This is a genomic window from Brevibacillus borstelensis (assembly GCF_036700025.1).
GTDB lineage: Bacteria > Bacillota > Bacilli > Brevibacillales > Brevibacillaceae > Brevibacillus > Brevibacillus borstelensis.
This window is the reverse complement of the sequence record NZ_CP144922.1, coordinates 3,655,594-3,673,522: the sequence shown is the minus strand read 5'-3', so window position 1 is coordinate 3,673,522 and position 17,929 is coordinate 3,655,594. Positions and strand designations below refer to the sequence as shown.

Below are 17,929 nucleotides of genomic sequence, written 5' to 3'. Positions count from 1 at the left end.
GTGGGAAGCATCTCCATGTGGCCCGAATACCGCCATGGAGCTTAGAATATAATCACAAGCCGATCGCGTTCCCCGATCAAAAACCGCTGATCAAAGACAGCCGGGCACTGGTACCGCTTCGTCCGATCGCGGAAGGCTTAGGCTTTGACGTAGACTGGAACAGTCAGACAAGAACGGGTTTGATTCAAAAGGGTGACGCCCAAATTAAACTGATTGTTTCCCGGAAGATTGCAAAGCGTAACGGCGAGATCATCAGCTTGGATGTGCCCGCCCAAATCGTCAACCAGCGGACGATGGTTCCGGTTCGCTTCATTGCCGAAGCTCTATCCTACGACGTGAATTGGGATGGAAGTAACCAGACCGTTCTGATCAAAGACAAAGCAGAAGAGGGTAAAGCGCCAGCCAGCCTGGTCACATCGCCGGAAAGGAAGCAGGAGTAAAATCCGGTTGCACAAAAGCCTGCTGGCAGCAAAGAAGGAAAGCTGATTGATGCGAGCTACGAAGTCCAGATCCAATCAGACGGGACATTTTTGTTTGAATGGACGGAGAAGATAACGGCTGAAGAATATACGCTACTAGCTGAAAAAGGCGATGAAAAGCAGACCGTGGAAGGAACATTCGTCATCCTGAATTAGAAAAAAGAAGCAGTTTTCTCATCGAGTAAGAATACCTCCGGCTCCTCACACTAGGGAGTGAGGAGGTGTTTTTCTTTGAAACGATGGGGTTCAGCGCTTTGTGCACTGTTGCTTGCCGGAGTCGTCGGGTCAGGCTGTACACCGAATAAGGAACAAGGCGGAGAAGACTATCACGGAGAGCCTGCCAAGTATGATGCTTACGGGATCAATATAAAAAATGACAACGTCGGTACAGACAAGGGACCGGCTGCGATGCTTGTCCAAAAGAACAGGCATCACCGCGAGCCGGATCTCGTCCGGACTCTGGAGGCACAAGCGGAAAGAATTCCGGGTGTCGTCGACATCAAGGTACTTGCGTATAAGGATAATTTGTTGATCGGGGTGCTTCCTGATGGTGCAACGAAACCCGACAGTATTGATCCTACGCCATCGGTGCTCTATACGCCGGGCAAGCCTGCACGTATCGATAACGGGCATACGGACCGCCTCCAGCAGCGTGTAGCGGGAGTGATGCGCAGCAGACTCCAGGCGCAGACACGCTACAACATCATGTACGTTTCAACCAATCCGGCTGTTTATCAGCGCATTGCTGACATCCACCAGCGCGTCGTACGGGGAGAACGTGTTCCAGAAGACGAATTCCAAACGCTGTTAAACGACATCGGCTATACGACAAAAGGGTTCAATCTGGTTGATTGACACACGATGAATGATTTGGACGTAAAAGACCACCTGACCGCCGGGTGGCTTTTGTCATGGACGGGAGGGAGGATTTTGGCCAGGCTCATGGAACTATATCTTGGATGATGTGATCGGTGAGGAGTGTACGAACGATGAATGCATCCAGGGTGAGCCTGACCAGGATAACCCCTCCGAGACTGGGGCCTTACGTGTTTCACAGATTGTCATTGGCGAGGAAGCTCAGGCTGATGAAGCACAAAGCTCTGTCTGTGATCCATGGAGGTGCGGGGTACGGAAAAACGACAGCAGTGGCTGCATTTTTTGATCATGGCAACAAAGAGGCGTGCTGGTATCGGATTGGCGAGAAGGATGGCGAGCTGCCCGTTTTTCTGTTACATCTGGTGGAGAGCATACGAATGGTTCATCCGGCTTTCGGCGATTCTTTTTTGCAGGCAGTGAGGGCTTCGGGCACACAGCCCGGAGACGATTCAACGGAATCGATTGCTGACCTGTTTATTCGCGCATGCATGGAAGTCAAGGGCGAGCTCCTATTGATTCTGGATGATTTTCACAATGTTCACTCCAAAGTGACAGTGGACAACTGGATGCAATATTTTTTGCAGAACATGCCGCAGAACGTTCGGGTAGTCATACTGACCAGAACCCGGCCGGACTGGCCATTTTTGAATGTCATGTCCGCACGCGGCGATGGGATGGAGCTGACGGTATCCGACCTCGCTTTTTCCCGTGAAGAGATGGAGACATTTTTTCTGGACGAATACGACATCGCCTTGTCAAAGGACGATAGCGAGCGGATTGCAAACATAACCAAAGGGTGGGCGGCTGCTGTCCGAACGATTGGAGAAACATTGGCAATGGGCGTCCACACAGTGGGCAGCGCTTCCGAATCCTCGCGATTTCTGCCATTCTTGGAAACAGAGGTATGGGACAAGCAGGAGCAGGAGCTTCAGACGTTTTTAATGAGGTCCTCCGTTTTTGAGAGCTTTGAGGCGGAAGACATCCGCCAGGTATTCGGTGAACAGGCTGCTCATCTGCTTGCAGAAACACTTCGGCGCAACCTTTTTTTGCTGAGGGAAGACAATGTCTATGCGTATCATCCGCTGCTGCGGCGTCTACTGATCAGCAAATTGGCGGGACATCCGGAGGAATACATACACATGCACAGAGCTGCTGCTGCCTTGTACAAGCGAAAAGGAGACGTGCAGCAAGGCTTTGAACATTTGCGCTTGATCGAGGCGTGGGACGAGCTCGGAGAATGGCTTTGTCAAGCGGCAAACCCGCTGCTTCAGACAGGCAAGCTGGACCAGCTGTCACAGTGGCTGCAGCTTCTGCCGGACGAGGTAAAAGAGCGTTATTATGTTCTCTGGCTGTATCAGGCTGAGATCGAGCGGTACCGCTGCCTGTACCCGAAGGCCTTTCTGTCTTATCAGCGATTCCTCTCGCTGTGCGAGGAAAAGGGGGATATTATCGGTCAGTGCCGAGGGCTGGAAGGACTCGCCCGGGTCCATCTGGACAGTGTCCAAAGCGTGAAGGCAGAGGAACTGCTGAAGCTTGCGATTCGTCTGCTTGAGCCTGCAGACCATGAGCTGGCTCCACGGCTTTATCGCTTGCTCGCGGAGATTTATACCAACAGGGGAGACTCGCAGCAGGCTGCCGATTGGTACCGGCGGAGCCAGGAATGGGAGCAGCGGACGGAGGTCGAGCTGGAATCCCGCCTGCTGTTCCGGACGGGCAGGCTTCAGTCGGCGATCCAGCTCCTGGAGAGCGAGTGGAAGTCGGAGCAGGTAAACCAGCCTGCATTGATGAGATCCTACCGGGAAACCTCCCTGCTGCTGGCCTTTGTATACGGCTTGAACGGCGAATGGGAAAAGGGGCTCAGAGCAGCAGAGTACGCGATCCAACAAGGAAAAGAAGCGCACTCCCCGTTCGTGGAGGCAAATGGATACGTGCGCAAGGCGACGGCGGCTTTGGTCAGTCAACAAATGCCCTATGACCAAATTCGTCAGTTGTACCAACTGGGTCTGCAAATGATGGAGGACCTGCAGTCGACGCGAGGAAAATCGGAGACGCTCCTTGGGCTGACTCTTCTCTACGGGCGGGAATCGAATCTGGATATGGCGCTTTCTTACGGGCAGCGGGGACTCCAGGAAACAGAGGCGATGCGTGATGACTGGCTGAACAGCTTGGTGCGACTCGCAATCGGCATCGCGTATGCCTCCTGCGGGCAGGACAAGCAGGCGGAAGAGTGGATTCGCGATTGCGAGGAGCGCTTAAGCCGTTGTGGAGATAGCTTTGGGGTCGCGATCTGTCATTTATGGCTCAGTTTTTTTGCCTATCGCCAGAAAAATTGGCCTGCTTTTATCCCGGCCGTGACTCAGGCGCTGACCGCGATCCAGGCGGGGGAATACCATTTCCTGCTGCAGCGGCCGACGATGTTTACTCCGCATGATGTCCAGCAGCTGATGCCGGTACTGATCGAGGCTCAGAGGCGCCAGGTTTCTCCCGATTACGTCTCGCAGCTTCTGACTGACCTGGGCCTGCAGAACGTCACTTTTCATCCCGGCTATACCTTGCGAATCCAGACGCTCGGTCAGTTTCGTGTCTGGCTTGGCGAACGGGAGCTGGGGGAAAAGTCTTGGCAGCGCGGAAAGGCAAAGCAGCTATTTCAGCTTCTCCTGACGAAAAGGCAGCATCTGCTGGCCAGAGAAGAGATCGTCGCGACCCTCTGGGGAGAAAGTGACGAAGAGACCGCCGCCCGTGACTTCAAGGTTGCTTTGAACGCACTGAACAAAGCCCTCGAGCCGAATCGGGAAGCCAGAGCGAGCGCTTTTTTCATCCAGCGTCACGGCAGCTCTTACGGCTTTAACCTGGCCTCGGGCTTTCAGATCGATGCGGAGGAGTTCGACCGTTACGTAACACTCGGGCTGGAGGCGAGTGTCGCTTCTCAAGCGATTGTCTTATTGGAAAAAGGGCTGTCTTTTTACAAGGGGGAGTACATGCCGGATTGTCGGTACGATGATTGGTGTGTAGCGGAAAGAGAAAGGCTGCAGCTGCTTTTCCTGCGAGGGGCAGAGCGCCTGGCCAAACTGCTGTTGGACTCGAAGCGGATAGACGAAGCGATCCGCTGGTGCGAATCGATCCTGATGGCTGACGACTGCTGGGAGGAGGCATACCGGCTCCTCATGCTGGCCTACTATCGGCAAAACAACCGGGCACAGGCCATCCGCATCTACGACAAATGCGTGGCAAACCTGCAAAAGCAGCTCGGCGTGCAGCCGATGCCGCAGACTGTGGATACGTACCGTTTTATTATGGAAGGCTAAGACCGCAAACTGATGCGGTCTTTTTTTATGCCTGCATTTTACGAGCGCTTCGATGGAAGCTTTTTTCATCGGACCTATTGACGAAATCAGGAAAACGACGTAAACTACTTTTTGTACTGACCAGTCAGTTCAAAAAAACAAACGGGAGGCTGAGGAGGGATGGCACGTTCGAAGAAAGATCAGATTGTGGAAGCAGCGTTGACTGCCTTTGCTCAATACGGATACAGCGATACGACGATGGATGCGATTGCCGATGTGGCTGCGGTGGCGAAAGGGACGCTGTACTACCATTTTTCAACGAAGGAAGAGCTGTTTCTGTACGTGATTGAAAAAGGCGTGAAGATGCTGATCGATTCCGTGGACAGCGTGATGCAGCGAGAGGATTTGTCAATGGATCAACGCGTGCTGTGCGTTCTGGATGAGCATCTTCGCTTCTTTTCCGAGCATCGGGAGCTTTGTCTTCTCTTGTTGAGCTTCTTTACCGGAGACCAGCAGCGGGATGAAATGATCGGGAAGCTGCTGTCCGGCTATTTCATGGCCATGGAGGCCTATGTTGCCGAGCTGCAGCAGGAAGGCTTTGTCAGACCGGATATTGAGGTCCGTACAATGGTCTCCTCGCTGTTCGGCATGGCTGGTTTTACGATGCTGCGGAAGCAGTTCCGCAAAGAGACGGGAATTACGGATTCAGACCGAAGGACGCTTCATATGTTGCTGTCCGGAGTCTTGATGAAAGGGTAAAGCAATCAAAAGGCTGATGAATCATGCAGCCGAGCACGACACATGCAAAGAGAGAATGGAAAAGAGGAGAATGAACGATGAATAAACGAGCGTGGATAGGAGTAACCGGTTTTGTCGTCTGCATTGCTGTACTGGGGGCATACCTGATGGGACCGGGTGCAGGTAGCGTGGCTGGTCAGCGCTCCAAGCAAGTCGCCGGGGTTGTCGAAGGAACATCCGTGGATCTTTCCTTTAAAATGGGGGGCTCCATCGCAGATATCATGGTCAAGGAAGGCGACGAGGTAAAGGCTGGACAACTGGTCGCGACCTTGAACAACGAAGAGCTGCTGGCAAAGCGCGAGCAGGCGCAAGCTGCCTACCATCTGGCACAGGTAAAGCTGGAACAGGCAAAGAAAGGCGTCGGAATAACGGATACTTCCAGCAACGCGCAGGTAAACCAGGCTTTGGCCGTGGTCAATGCTGCCAAGGCGCAGTATGAAGCGAACAAGAACGGCGCCCGCTCAGAAGAAGTGTCCCAGCTGAAAGCCAAGCAGCAAGCGGCGCAAACGGCCAAGCAAATTGCGGAGACGCAGCTCCAACGGATGAAAAAGCTTCTCGAAGAAGGGGCTGTCCCGCAGGTGAAGGTCGACGAAGCGCAGATGGATTACGAAAAGGCGGTTGCGGAGCAGAAGGCAGTTGAGGAGCAGTTGAAAATGGCCCAGTCCGGCTCGCGCAAGGAGCAGCTCGATGCAGCCAAGGCGCAGTGGGAGCAGGCGCAGGCCGCCTACGATCAAGCTGTCGCTGCACGCGGACAGGTCGGCCTTAAAGAACTGGACGTAAAGTCGGCTGAAGCGGGAGTACAGCAAGCGAAGGGAGCTTTGGAAGAGGTAGAAGCGTATCTGAACAACACCAAGCTGACTGCCCCTGTCGACGGCGTCGTCAAATCGGTAGCTGTGCAGAAGGGTGAGCTGGTTTCGCAAGGCTTCACTGTTTTGACGATCCAGACGAAGCAAGACAACTACGTGAAATTTTACGTGGATGAATACGAGATTGCCGGAATCAAAGCCGGGGATACGGTCAACCTGTTCGTGCCTTCATTGAATCGTGAAACCGAAGCGCGTGTAGTCAATGTAGCGCCTGCGGCCGATTTCGCGGTGAAAAAAGCGACACAGGAGCTGGGCGATCGCGATATCCGCGCATTCCAGGTCAAAATGGAAATTCACGATCCAGAAATTCTGCCGGGCCTCAGCGTAGAATGGAAGCTCGAAGGGGCTGGTGAGCGTGAGTAACCTGTCCCGGCTGTTTTGGGAAGAATGGCGTCGCATTTTTACAAACAAGACGATTGTGACGGTAATGTTTGCCGTACCGGTGATTTACCTGACTTTGTTCGGATTTTTGTACAGCGAGAAAAAAGTGACGGAAATTCCGACGGTCGTGGTCGACGCCGATCAGACAGAGCTGAGCAGGGAGCTGTCGCGCGCTTTCGATGCCGACCAGACATTCCGCGTCACCCATATCGTCAACACAGAAACACAAGCGATGGACCTGATTGACCAAGGCAAAGCGGCAGTAGCTGTGATCATTCCGGATCACTTGGAGATGGACGTCAAAGCCGGACGGGACGCCAGTGTACTTACGGTTATCGACGGCAGCAACATGATGATCTCCAATACCGCTGTCCGCGCTGCCAATACAGTCACGAAGACGGTCTCTGCGGGTGTGACCTTGAAAAAGCTGGAAGCGCATGGCGGCTGGGGCGAGGAAGGGATGAAGCTGTACACCGGGATCGACTACCGCTATCGCGTCCTGTACAATCCGACCTTCAGCTATATGTCGTTCATGGTTTTTGGTTTGGCTGGAACCGTCATGCAGCAGGTTCTGTTCCTCGGGATTGCCCTCTCAGTCACCCAGCAAAAAGAAGCGGGGACATGGAGGGAGACGCTGGCTGAGAATTCCTTCTGGGCGATCGCAATCAGCAAGCTGCTGCCGTACTTTCTGGTTGCGACCTTCAACCTCGTGCTGACCTTTGCGATCCTGCTGAAAGGCTTTGGCATCCCGTATTACGGCAGTACGGCACATTTGCTGCTGATCGGCACCGCTTTTAACCTCGCCGTGCTGGCCATCGGTTTTGCGATCTCGTTTTACTCGAAGGACCAGCTGCAAGCTACACAGGCAGCCATGATGATTGCAGTACCGTCCTTCATGCTCTCGGGGTACACCTGGCCGCTGATGTCCATGCCGCCGGTGATTGCGGCGATCGGAAAGTCACTGCCGCTGACGTATTTTCTCGATGGAGTTCGGGAAGTTTTGACGAAAGGCCACGGGCTTTCCCACATTACGTATCAAGTGTCCGTTCTTCTGTTCATGACGCTGCTGGGCTTGTTTGCAGCCTACCTGACCTATCTAGTCCAAAGCAAAAAAGCGGCAGCTGCCGCCCCTGAAACGACAAACGCATAGGCAGGATTTGCAGAAAAGAAATCCTTGTGTTGCAAAGAACCTATCCAGTATACTTATCAAAAAAAAGCAGATTCTTTCAACGCGAGGGGGACATTATGTCAGTGACTCATCTGAAGCAATTGTGCGAAGAGACGTACACGAAGTTGAAAAGAGTAAGCATGGATCTGGAGCGCTTTTTAAATCAAGTCACCTTGATGGGGCTGGTCAATCAGTCCGGTGATCCGGAGGAGTACGAGGCTTACTACCGCAACTACCTTTCCGACTTGCGCCATTTGCTGGTGTACTGTGAGAACGCGTACGAGCGGCTGGGAGTTGCTCTCCGCCGGGCGAGGTTCAATGAAGAGTATGCCGAAGAAGTCCTGTACCAGGTGTATCATTCCTGTATCAACAACTTCTACTACCCCAAAGGAGAAGTATACGACGAGGATGGCCGTTATTCGTACACAGACCATGATGCCATTATCTTCCGCAAAGAAGTAACCCCTGAGCTCAAGCAACTGACGATTTCGCTTTGCAAGGTTTTTGAGCAAATGCGTGATGACCTGCATTATTACGAGACGGATTACATTACGAAAAAACGGATGCAAAAAGTATAAAAAAGAAAGTAGACCCTTCCGACAGGTTCACATTCGACCTGCTGAAGGGTCTTTTTGCTTACACTTCCACGGGCTGGAGGGTATTTTTGAGAAGATGCTCCACCTCGTCCAGCATGGCACGGCGAGCAGCCTCGCTTACGTAAGGAACAGCCGCAAAGTTGTGGTACAGTGTCTTGTATCCCATCATGCTGAGCGTTCCGTCCGCCATCTGTTTTTTCATGACCTGATCCATTCCGCTTGCCCGCATGTCATGCTCAGACTCGCGAGTCGTCGTCATGACAAGGGCTTGCTTGCCGTTGAGCAGACCGACAGGCCCTTTTTCCTCATAGCGAAAGGCGAAGCCGTTTGTAAACACCCTGTCAAAATACCCCTTCATAATGGCTGGCGGAGACCACCACCATACAGGGAAGATCATGACCAGCAGATCCGCGTCTGTAATTTGCTGCTGTTCTTCTGCAATATCCGCACTGACATGTCCTTCCTCCACACGGTGCATGTCTTCGCCGCGAAAAACAGGCTGGAAATCTTGTTGATACAGATCGCGGACAGTATAGGAGATTCCTTCCCGGTCCAGAGTTTGCTTGGTCCTCTCCAGTATTTCGTGGCAAAAGCTTGTATGACCCTCATGAGCAAAAACGATGTACGCCTTCAATGCCATTCCTCCTGCTGTCGTCAGGTGCAGTGCGCCAGTTTTCTCTTGGCCAGGCTGTTATTCTTACTCAAACCCTTGCCGCAGACGCAGGAAAAACTTGTTGAGCAGGCCGCCGATGGTTTCGGGCTTCTCTTCTCTCATTTCCTGAGCGGCGGGCTTCAAGCTTCTGATCGCGGTATTGACGTTGATCAGACCGTATCCGTACAGTTTGTCTTTGCCCGGAGGCCCGAGGTCGTCCGCCGAAGAGCGAATGACTTCCATCACTTCGGTGTTTTTCATACCCGGACGGACAGAGCGGAGGAGCGAGGCCAACGCGGTGACGTGCGGACACGCCATTGAGGTGCCGGAAAGCACAGCGTAGTCGCTATAGATATAGGTACTGGGAATGTCTACACCGGGCGCAGCGACATCGACTTGAGCGCCAAAATTGGAAAAGTCGGCCCGTTCCCGATTGTGGTCAACAGCCGCTACAGACAGGACTTCCTTGTAAGAAGCGGGGTAACTGGGCTGTTCGCTGGCGTCATTGCCGGATGCGGCGACGAGGACGACATTTCGTTCAAAAGCGTATCGACAAGCCTCCTGCAGCGCGGCAGACGGGGTGTAGTTGCCGACACTCAGATTAATCACGTCGGCTCCATGGTCAGTAGCCCAGTATATGCCTTGGGCGATGTCAAATGCGGAGCCGGAGCCGTCCGCCCCGATTGCCTTGATCGGCATGAGCTTGCTGTTCCAGGACATCCCGGCAATCCCGTCAGCATTGTTTGTCCGGGCGGCGATTACTCCTGCCACATGGGTGCCGTGGCCGTTGTCGTCTTCAGGCGTATTGTTGTCTTCCAGCACATTGTAGCCTTCTACCAGCTTGTCCTGAAACTCGGGGTGCGTCATATCAATTCCCGTGTCAACGATGGCGACAACCACCTTGTTGCTGCCCCTGGTGATATTCCAGCTGTCCTCCATCCCGATCATCGGCAGATTCCACTGGTATTCCCGGTAGTAGGTATCGTTTGGAACGCGGTTTGGCAGCAGCAGATAGTTGGGCTCCGCATAGACGGAGTCGGGATGTTCGGCCAGCTTCTTCATCAAGTCTTTGGTCGAAAGCGAGCGAGATTTGATAATCATGGCTTGGCCGTAATCGCGTTTCACTTTTCCATCCAAGGAGGCGAGCAGCTTGTCGATCGTTTTCTGATCGGGGCGAGGGTGGAACCGCACGACAACTTCGTGTTCGACATAGTGACTCTTATCCTGTTCATTGTGGTGCAAGGTTTTGATATGGGCGCTCTTCTCCAAGTCTCGACGGACGTCTCGCACTTGTTCGATATAGTTGATCCTCGGGATGCTGGTGTTGACCGAGGTAAGGCGGGGGTGAGGCTCGCGCATTTCCTGATTCTGGTGCCAGGTCAGTGGGATGACCGCCAGGCCGACCAACGCGAGGGCTACGAAAATCGGGGGCAAGGCTCGCAAAAAAACTCACTCCCTCCATGCTTTTATAGATATAGCGTGTGCACGGAAGGAGTGATTATGAAGAAAAAAAGCTGACAGTTTATAGAAAGTCCTCTTTTTGTTTGCAAAAACGATCCAGCGGGCAAGCTCGTCCAACTGACCGGGATCAGATCAGCTTTAGCTGGCGAAGACCGTGGAAAATGCCGTCTGCATCCACATGCCGTGTGACCAGATTTGCCAACGGCTTTACATCTTCATGGGCATTCCCCATCGCGACGCCCATCCCTACAAAGGAAAGCATTTCCTTGTCATTCAATCCATCGCCAAAGGCAACCGCATCCTCAGGTGCCAGACCGTAATGGCGCAGCACTGCTTCAATGCCTCTAGCCTTGGAGCCGTTGGGCGGCAAGACATCGAGAACATTCGGATGCCAACGGATGAATGTGACCGGATGAGCTCGCTCCAGATATTCTTTTGCTTCCGTTTCCTTGCAGTACAAAAATGCTTGATAGATCGGCGTCTGCTCCCAGTATCGCTCATGGTAGCCAGGGGGAGACAGCTGTAAATAATGAAAAGAATCGATGACGTCCGGGTGGTCAGCCTTGTTTGCATAGCAAGTGTCAGCTCCCAAAAAAACCATCGGGTGCTGATTCGATTCTGCATGTGCTTCCAGAGCTTCCAGGGTAGCCGTGCTCATCGGCGTATGGTGAATACGTTTTCCCTCGACAACGACATAGGAGCCGTTGAAACTGACAAAGGTGTCGATATCCAATTCATCTGCGATCGGGGCCAGGTGGTAAGGGGCTCGTCCGGTTGCGATCGCGACGCGCACACCGTTCGCTTTCAACCTGCGGATAGCGGCTTTTGTATCCGGGGGAATGGTGTGCGCTGTGTTCAGCAAAGTGCCGTCAATGTCAAAAAAGACGATTTTGTATGGCATTCTCTCTCTTCCTCTCCAATACGCAGCATGCGCAATCTCGTTGTCTGCTTCCATTTGCGGACATAATAAAGAAAAGGAATGCCGGCGGGGACATTCCTTTTGCCACTCAAACCTAGAATACCGCCAATTCTGTCTCGCTGTCAAATACGTGGCACTTGGACAAATCCATGCCCAGCTTGACAGACATGCGCGGTTTAAAGCCTTCGCGGGCATCGACGCGGGCAACCATCTGGGTTTCGCCCACGTTGGTAAAGTAAACATACAGCTCCGATCCCATATTTTCCACTACATCAATGACAGCCTCGATGGAACTGTCAAACGGATTGGCTTCAATAAATTGATTGTCGCTGTATATATCCTCCGGACGGATGCCAAAGGTGACCTCTTTGTTGACATAGCCGCGCTCTTTCAAAAGCTTGGCTTTGTCCTCAGGGAAGCTGACATGGATGTGGGGGGCGTCGAAAACGAGGCGGCCCTCCTTTTCAGTAATGCGTCCTTTGATAAAATTCATCGCAGGAGAACCGATAAAGCTGGCGACAAATTGATTGACAGGGTAGTTGTATATGTCTGTGGGGGTAGCCACTTGCTGGATCAGGCCATCCTTCATCACGACGATCCGGTCGCCCATGGTCATCGCTTCAGTCTGGTCATGGGTAACGTAAATAATGGTCGTATTGAGCCGTTGGTGCAGCTTCAGGATTTCCGTGCGCATCTGCACCCGCAGCTTGGCGTCAAGGTTGGACAACGGCTCGTCCATCAAAAACACCTGCGGCTCGCGGACGATCGCGCGTCCCAGTGCGACACGCTGGCGCTGCCCGCCGGAAAGCGCTTTCGGCTTGCGGTCCAAAAGGTGGGAAATGTCGAGGATCCGAGCGGCTTCCTGTATCCGTTTGTCAATTTCCGCTTTGGAAAATTTGCGCAGCTTCAAACCAAAGGCCATGTTTTCGTACACGTTCATATGAGGGTAGAGGGCGTAGCTTTGAAAGACCATGGCGATGTCCCGGTCTTTTGGTGCGACATCATTGACACGCCGGTCCCCGATGTACAGGTCGCCCTCCGATATCTCCTCCAGGCCCGCAATCATCCGCAGAGTTGTAGATTTCCCGCAGCCGGATGGTCCGACGAGAACAAGGAATTCCCTGTCTTCGATTTCAAGATGAAAATCATTAACAGCAATGACATTGTTTCCGAATTTTTTGTAAATGTGCTGCAAGCTAACTTTAGCCACGAACGGCACCTCCCCGGAATATACATGCTGTCTGATACGTATGGTATCCATATCGTACCAGCAACAGAAAGAGGTGCTCTATGGTCAAATTGCACGAATTGTTTGGTTATTTTTGACGAAAGAGCAGAAGAAGCTGCAGCAGAACGGCTTCGGTGAACTGCCGCGGGTCCAGTCCGGTCTGTTCGGTAAGCTTGTCCAACCGGTACAGCAGCGTATTTCGGTGGAGAAAAAGCTGCCGGGCTGTCTCGCTGACATTCAGGTGCCTGGCAAAAAACGTTTCCAGCGTCTCAACCTGCTCCGCATTCAACTGAGGCAGAGGGATCATCTCTTCGATGGCCTTTTGCAGAGACTCCGTTGTCTCCGGGCCAAGCATCATCACCCAGCGCTCCAGCGGAAATTGGCGTACGCTGGCAACCATTGTTTTTGGCCGGAATTTACGCAAGGCACTGGACAGGGTTAAAGCCCGCGTCAGAGCGTCCCCCAGCTGTGGCGGCTGCCCGACTGGCTCGCCGACGATAACCCGCACATTTTCCATGCATTCCGTCGAGATCAGGTCATGCAAGCCGGATGCCCACTCCAAGCCCGTTTCCTCGTCGAGCTTTGAGCCAAGAGCAGACAAAGGGACTGCCAGCAACAGGTAGGGGAAAGGCAGGGGAAACTGGGAGAGGGAAGCCCCCTTGAAAAAGTCCGGCAGGATCGGAGCAAGGGAATGCCATGAAAAGCCTTCCCGGCACTGCTCCAGCAAAAAAGGAACCCGCGGCTCTTGCCAATGCAGTTGTTTTGCCAACCCGGCAGGAGGGGGAGTAGGCGCTCCCAAAGCGATCTCGTGTAACCAGTTCGCAAGCTGTGACTGGTCCGAGGCGGCCTGCAGCTTCTCCGAAAACATGAGGGAGAGGAGCGCTCGCGGAACGCCTTCCCACGCTGTGCTCGGAATCATCACGATGCTGCATTGGCCGCTCGAGCTTGCTTGGGCGACGATCTCCCAGCCTTCCTCTTCCAGTCGCAGCGACTCCGCCCTGATCTGTTCTACGGTACCGCACAAATAGGAAATAGGCAGGTTTGTCGCCTGCCGGATTTTATCGACTTCGTATTTCCAATCGTTCATCTCCGCACCCCGTCTTTTTATCCGTTGGCCTCATTATACCTTAATCGAGAGCCAGGGTGGGAGCAGCTTCTGCTGCAGGTACCTTCTTTACAGCTTGGATGTCCTCTGCCGCATGCACCGTCTCAGAATTCACTTCGTGAGACTGAGCCAGGGCGAAATACGATGCAGGCGCGAGGGTGTGCAAAGCGATCTCGGGACGCGAGCGCAGGCGAATGTTCAACCCGGTCTGTCCCACGCCCTCGCTGATGTAGAAGGGACGGCCGTCGAACTGATGCAAGCCTTTCACCATGTTGAGCTTTGGCAGTTTCCCCATCTTTGCCAAATGGTATGGCTTGGGCCAGTGAATCTGCCCGCCATGAAAATGGCCTGCGAGCAAATAGTCGTACGGATAGTCCTTCATTTCCAGGACGAGGTTGGGGTCATGCGTCAATACAAGTCGCAGTCCCTCTTCGGGAACGCCGTTGAACGCCTTTTTCAGATCGCTGTGGCGGGTAGCGTAGTCGTCAACTCCGATAATGTGCAGCGGTTGGCCATACGCATTTACCGTTACGTGCTCGTTGATCAGGACCTTGCAGCCGATCCGTCTCAGCTCCGCTATTAGCTGGGCCAGTTTTGGAGAGGAGAGGACATAGTCGTGGTTGCCCAGAACAACGTAAGTGCCGAGACGGGGCTGAAGCGACATGACGGTTTCCACGTAGCGGACGGCTTTGGGGATATTTTTCTCGCGATCGAGCAGGTCCCCTGTGATCGCGATCAAGTCGACGTTGCGAGCAGCATAGTCACGGGCGATCTGCTCCGCTTTGATCGAAAGGTTTTCCATATGCAAATCCGAAAGGTGCAAAATGGAAAGCGGCAAATGCCGTTCTGCGTTTGGCACTCGTTCCGACTGTTTCAGTGCAATATCGACAAATGTGGTGTTTACTTTAAACGTATTGCGGTAGGCACGGGCAAAGAGGACAGCAATCAGCAAAAAAAAGAAAATCCAGGTCATCCCGGATCTCACCTCCGCATTATGATTTGTACGTCTATTATACCGGATAAAAGATTCGATAGGGGAAGTAGGTTTTTGGTAGGAGGAATTTGTCAAGAAGTGAAGAAATATTATGAAAGTTGAAAGAAAAAGATCCTTCAGCCACACAAGGAGAGTGAGAGGTATGAAAGTGGAAATGATTCCAACTACGGAAGGACAAAGCAACCTGACGAATTATGAGGAAGCATATGCCAACTTTGATTGGTCCGAAGTGGAAAAGCAGTTTACCTGGTACGAAACGGGAAAGGTAAACATGGCTTACGAAGCACTTGATCGACATCTTTTGACAGAACGTAGGGATAAAACAGCTCTGTTGTTCAGCGACGCAACGAGAAATGAAAGCTATACGTTTGCCCAGTTGAGCGAGTTGTCCAACAAATTCGGGAATGTGCTGCGCAATCTGGGGATTAAAAAGGGAGACCGCGTATTCGTCTTTATGCCGCGTTCCCCGGAATTGTATGTAAGCTTTTTTGGCATTTTGAAGCTCGGCGCTATCGTCGGGCCGCTCTTTGAAGCTTTTATGGAGGCTGCCGTCCGTGACCGCTTGGAGGACAGTGAAGCAGTCGCCATCGTCACGACTCCAGCCTTGCTGCCTCGCATTCCTGTAAAAGACCTGCCACATCTGAAGCACGTGATCGTAGTAGGGGCGGATGACTCGCTGGGTGAAGGGCTGATCAGCTTTGAAAAAGCGATGAGCGAAGCTTCCTCCGACCTGGAGATCGAATGGGTCGACCGGGAAGACGGCATGATTCTGCACTACACCTCCGGTTCTACAGGGAAGCCGAAAGGGGTCCTGCATGTACACAACGCGATGATTCAGCATCTGCAGACAGGCAAATGGATTCTCGATTTTCAGGAGGGAGACATCTACTGGTGTGCAGCGGACCCAGGCTGGGTAACGGGAACCGCTTACGGCATTTTCTCCCCATGGCTGAACGGCGTCACCAACGTCGTGCGGGGTGGACGATTTACGCCGGAGGCTTGGTACAAGACAATCGAGCAGTACAAGGTGTCGATTTGGTACAGCGCGCCTACAGCTTTCCGCATGATGATGGGTGCGGGCGATGAGCTCGTCAAGCAGTTTGACCTGTCGTCCCTGCGGCACGTCCTGAGCGTCGGCGAGCCGCTCAATCCGGAAGTCGTTCATTGGGGAATGCGGGTCTTCCAGAGACGGATTCACGACAACTGGTGGATGACCGAGACAGGCGGACAAATCATCTCCAACTACCGCTGCATGCCGATCAAGCCTGGTTCGATGGGCAAGCCGTTCCCGGGCATCTACGCGGCGATTCTCGATGATCACGGAAATGAACTGCCGCCCAATCGCATGGGGAATCTGGCCGTCCGCGCCGGCTGGCCGTCAATGATGCGGCAAATCTGGAAAAACCCGGCCAAGTATGAGGAGTATTTCCGCTTTCCGGGCTGGTATGTATCCGGCGACTCTGCTTACAAAGACGAGGATGGCTATTTCTGGTTCCAGGGCCGGGTAGACGATGTAATCAACACCTCCGGCGAACGGGTCGGTCCGTTTGAAGTAGAGAGCAAGCTGGTGGAGCATCCGGCGGTTGCTGAAGCAGGCGTGATCGGCAAGCCCGATCCGGTGCGTGGGGAAATTATTAAAGCGTTCATTTCGCTGCGGGCCGGCTACGAGCCAAGCGAGGAATTGATGGAAGAAATCCGCAAGTTTGTAAAAGAAGGGCTGGCTGCGCATGCGGCCCCGAGAGAAATCGAGTTCCGCGACAAACTGCCGAAAACCCGCTCCGGCAAAATCATGCGCCGAGTGCTGAAGGCTTGGGAGCTTGGACTTCCAACCGGCGATCTGTCCACGCTGGAAGATTAAGAAGCGCAAGCTTGCCTGCATCGCCCGACAATACGAAAAAACTCCTGACAATCGCGTCAGGAGTTTTTTGCTTTCCAGTTTTTTGCGATCCGTGGAAAGAAGGACTCAGGAAGTAGCTTTTGGATTATCGTGATGATGACTACGGCTGTGACCAGGAGCAGAGCCGTGGTCATCATGATCGGAGGGTGCGTGGCTGTGAACATGTCCGTGATTGTAGCCGTGTTCGTGGTTGTGTTCGCGATCATGTCTGTGATCGTGCTTGTGCCCGTGATTGTCCCCATGATCATGCCCGTGAACATTTGCCCATGGCTGCTTTTTCTGGTGGTTGTCGCCGTGATTTTCGCAAGCCAGCTCTGCGTGTCTGATCGAGGAGTTTTCCACCTGGATCGTCGTATGCGGAATGCCAAATTCATCGTGCAAAATGCGGATGGCTTCATTCAAGATCGGGTAGCTTGGCAAGCTGTCGTGAACGGTCAAGTGGCAGGTGAGCGAATCAAAGCCTGACGTGACTGTCCAGACGTGAAGATCATGGACCTCTTGAACGCCGCTTATTTGCTCCAAGCGTTCTTTTATTTTTCTCGTGTCAATCCGTGATGGGACTGCCTCCATTAAAATGTTGACCGATTCTTTTGTGACGCGCCAGGCGCTGAACATGATCAGGACAGCTACGATGATGCTGATCAGCGGGTCGGCCAAATACCAGTCAAACCACATCATCAAAAGGCCGCCGATAATGGCCCCGACAGAACCGAGCAGGTCGCCGAGCACATGCAAGAAGGCACTGCGAACGTTGACGTTATTTTTATAGTCGCCCCGCATCAGTACGAACGCAGCGGCGATATTGGCGAAAAGGCCGATGGCGGCGATCGCAACCATGGTGCCGCTGGCCACCTCAGGCGGATCCCACAGCCGCTGGTAGGCCTCCCACAGGATGACAAGCGAGATGACGACCAGTGTCACCCCGTTGACTAGAGCAGCGAGGATTTCAAATCGGTGCAGACCGTACGTTCTTTCGGCAGAAGGCGGGCGGGAAGCCATGATGAATGCAAGCAGGCTTAACAACAGAGCCATTGCGTCACTTAGCATGTGACCGGCATCTGACAGGAGGGCAAGGCTGTTGGTCATGAATCCGCCGATTACCTCGACGACAAGAAAGACGGTGATGATGGACAGGGCAATTCCGAGAGCGCGTTTGCTTGCGCCCTTTCCATGGTGATGGTGCGAGTGGTCGTGGGAATCGCCGTGGTGGTGATGGAAACCCATA

At 53.3% G+C, this 17,929-nt stretch carries 15 protein-coding genes; 8 read left to right on the top strand and 7 right to left on the bottom strand.

Annotated features, from left to right (window positions below):
• The first annotated feature begins 17 nt into the window (after positions 1-17).
• From V5G20_RS17540 to V5G20_RS17510, 7 genes are all read left to right on the top strand, one after another.
• Positions 18-440, top strand: a complete 423-nt coding sequence (locus tag V5G20_RS17540) for a copper amine oxidase N-terminal domain-containing protein (protein ID WP_051567434.1) — start codon at positions 18-20, stop codon at positions 438-440.
• A gap of 270 nt (positions 441-710) precedes the next feature.
• Positions 711-1,334, top strand: a complete 624-nt coding sequence (locus V5G20_RS17535) for a YhcN/YlaJ family sporulation lipoprotein (protein WP_122957757.1) — start codon at positions 711-713, stop codon at positions 1,332-1,334.
• A gap of 230 nt (positions 1,335-1,564) precedes the next feature.
• Positions 1,565-4,660: a BTAD domain-containing putative transcriptional regulator gene (locus V5G20_RS17530; protein ID WP_243015017.1), complete on the top strand. Its 3,096-nt coding sequence runs from the start codon at positions 1,565-1,567 to the stop codon at positions 4,658-4,660.
• Between the two features lie 159 nt (positions 4,661-4,819).
• Positions 4,820-5,398: a TetR/AcrR family transcriptional regulator gene (locus V5G20_RS17525; RefSeq protein ID WP_003387475.1), complete on the top strand. Its 579-nt coding sequence runs from the start codon at positions 4,820-4,822 to the stop codon at positions 5,396-5,398.
• Between the two features lie 77 nt (positions 5,399-5,475).
• Positions 5,476-6,666 carry an HlyD family secretion protein gene (locus V5G20_RS17520; RefSeq protein WP_024985123.1) on the top strand — a complete coding sequence of 397 codons (1,191 nt, stop codon included), beginning with the start codon at positions 5,476-5,478 and terminating at the stop codon, positions 6,664-6,666.
• The gene (locus V5G20_RS17515; protein ID WP_003387472.1) at positions 6,659-7,834 is read left to right on the top strand and encodes an ABC transporter permease; all 1,176 of its coding nucleotides are present in this window, start codon (positions 6,659-6,661) and stop codon (positions 7,832-7,834) included. The genes V5G20_RS17520 and V5G20_RS17515 overlap by 8 nt, the downstream gene beginning before the upstream one ends.
• A gap of 95 nt (positions 7,835-7,929) precedes the next feature.
• Positions 7,930-8,430, top strand: a complete 501-nt coding sequence (locus V5G20_RS17510; protein WP_024985124.1) for a DUF3907 family protein — start codon at positions 7,930-7,932, stop codon at positions 8,428-8,430.
• A 58-nt stretch (positions 8,431-8,488) separates the two neighbouring features.
• Here V5G20_RS17510 and V5G20_RS17505 read toward each other — a convergent pair whose 3' ends face one another.
• The 6 genes from V5G20_RS17505 to V5G20_RS17480 all read right to left on the bottom strand — a co-directional run bounded on the left by V5G20_RS17505 (position 8,489) and on the right by V5G20_RS17480 (position 14,786).
• Complete coding sequence (locus tag V5G20_RS17505; RefSeq protein ID WP_338461488.1) at positions 8,489-9,088, bottom strand: NAD(P)H-dependent oxidoreductase; 600 nt, start codon at positions 9,086-9,088, stop codon at positions 8,489-8,491.
• A 57-nt stretch (positions 9,089-9,145) separates the two neighbouring features.
• A complete protein-coding gene (locus V5G20_RS17500) occupies positions 9,146-10,543 on the bottom strand; it encodes a S8 family peptidase (protein WP_003387469.1) in 1,398 nt (465 codons plus the stop codon).
• 145 nt (positions 10,544-10,688) lie between these two features.
• The gene (locus V5G20_RS17495) at positions 10,689-11,462 is read right to left on the bottom strand and encodes a Cof-type HAD-IIB family hydrolase (RefSeq protein WP_172920641.1); all 774 of its coding nucleotides are present in this window, start codon (positions 11,460-11,462) and stop codon (positions 10,689-10,691) included.
• 112 nt (positions 11,463-11,574) lie between these two features.
• A complete protein-coding gene (locus tag V5G20_RS17490; protein WP_003387467.1) occupies positions 11,575-12,690 on the bottom strand; it encodes an ABC transporter ATP-binding protein in 1,116 nt (371 codons plus the stop codon).
• Between the two features lie 106 nt (positions 12,691-12,796).
• Entirely contained in the window at positions 12,797-13,795 is a 999-nt protein-coding gene (locus V5G20_RS17485; protein WP_243014616.1) for a PucR family transcriptional regulator, read from the bottom strand.
• Between the two features lie 40 nt (positions 13,796-13,835).
• On the bottom strand, positions 13,836-14,786 hold the full coding sequence (locus tag V5G20_RS17480; protein WP_003387465.1) for a metallophosphoesterase: 951 nt from the start codon (positions 14,784-14,786) through the stop codon (positions 13,836-13,838).
• A 163-nt stretch (positions 14,787-14,949) separates the two neighbouring features.
• On the opposite strand from V5G20_RS17480, the gene acsA reads away from it, so the two are divergent.
• The gene (gene acsA, locus V5G20_RS17475; protein WP_003387464.1) at positions 14,950-16,665 is read left to right on the top strand and encodes an acetate--CoA ligase; all 1,716 of its coding nucleotides are present in this window, start codon (positions 14,950-14,952) and stop codon (positions 16,663-16,665) included.
• 105 nt (positions 16,666-16,770) lie between these two features.
• On the opposite strand, the gene V5G20_RS17470 is transcribed toward acsA, so the two are convergent.
• A complete protein-coding gene (locus V5G20_RS17470; RefSeq protein WP_003387463.1) occupies positions 16,771-17,928 on the bottom strand; it encodes a zinc transporter in 1,158 nt (385 codons plus the stop codon).
• Position 17,929 lies beyond the last annotated feature (1 nt).

Coding starts and splice junctions, on each gene's coding strand:
- V5G20_RS17530 (WP_243015017.1), top strand. CDS start 1,565: ATGAAGCACAAAGCTCTGTCTGTGATCCATGGAGGTGCGGGGTACGGA.
- V5G20_RS17525 (WP_003387475.1), top strand. CDS start 4,820: ATGGCACGTTCGAAGAAAGATCAGATTGTGGAAGCAGCGTTGACTGCC.
- V5G20_RS17520 (WP_024985123.1), top strand. CDS start 5,476: ATGAATAAACGAGCGTGGATAGGAGTAACCGGTTTTGTCGTCTGCATT.
- V5G20_RS17510 (WP_024985124.1), top strand. CDS start 7,930: ATGTCAGTGACTCATCTGAAGCAATTGTGCGAAGAGACGTACACGAAG.
- V5G20_RS17505 (WP_338461488.1), bottom strand. CDS start 9,088: ATGGCATTGAAGGCGTACATCGTTTTTGCTCATGAGGGTCATACAAGC.
- V5G20_RS17495 (WP_172920641.1), bottom strand. CDS start 11,462: ATGCCATACAAAATCGTCTTTTTTGACATTGACGGCACTTTGCTGAAC.
- V5G20_RS17485 (WP_243014616.1), bottom strand. CDS start 13,795: ATGAACGATTGGAAATACGAAGTCGATAAAATCCGGCAGGCGACAAAC.
- V5G20_RS17480 (WP_003387465.1), bottom strand. CDS start 14,786: ATGACCTGGATTTTCTTTTTTTTGCTGATTGCTGTCCTCTTTGCCCGT.
- acsA (WP_003387464.1), top strand. CDS start 14,950: ATGAAAGTGGAAATGATTCCAACTACGGAAGGACAAAGCAACCTGACG.
- V5G20_RS17470 (WP_003387463.1), bottom strand. CDS start 17,928: ATGGGTTTCCATCACCACCACGGCGATTCCCACGACCACTCGCACCAT.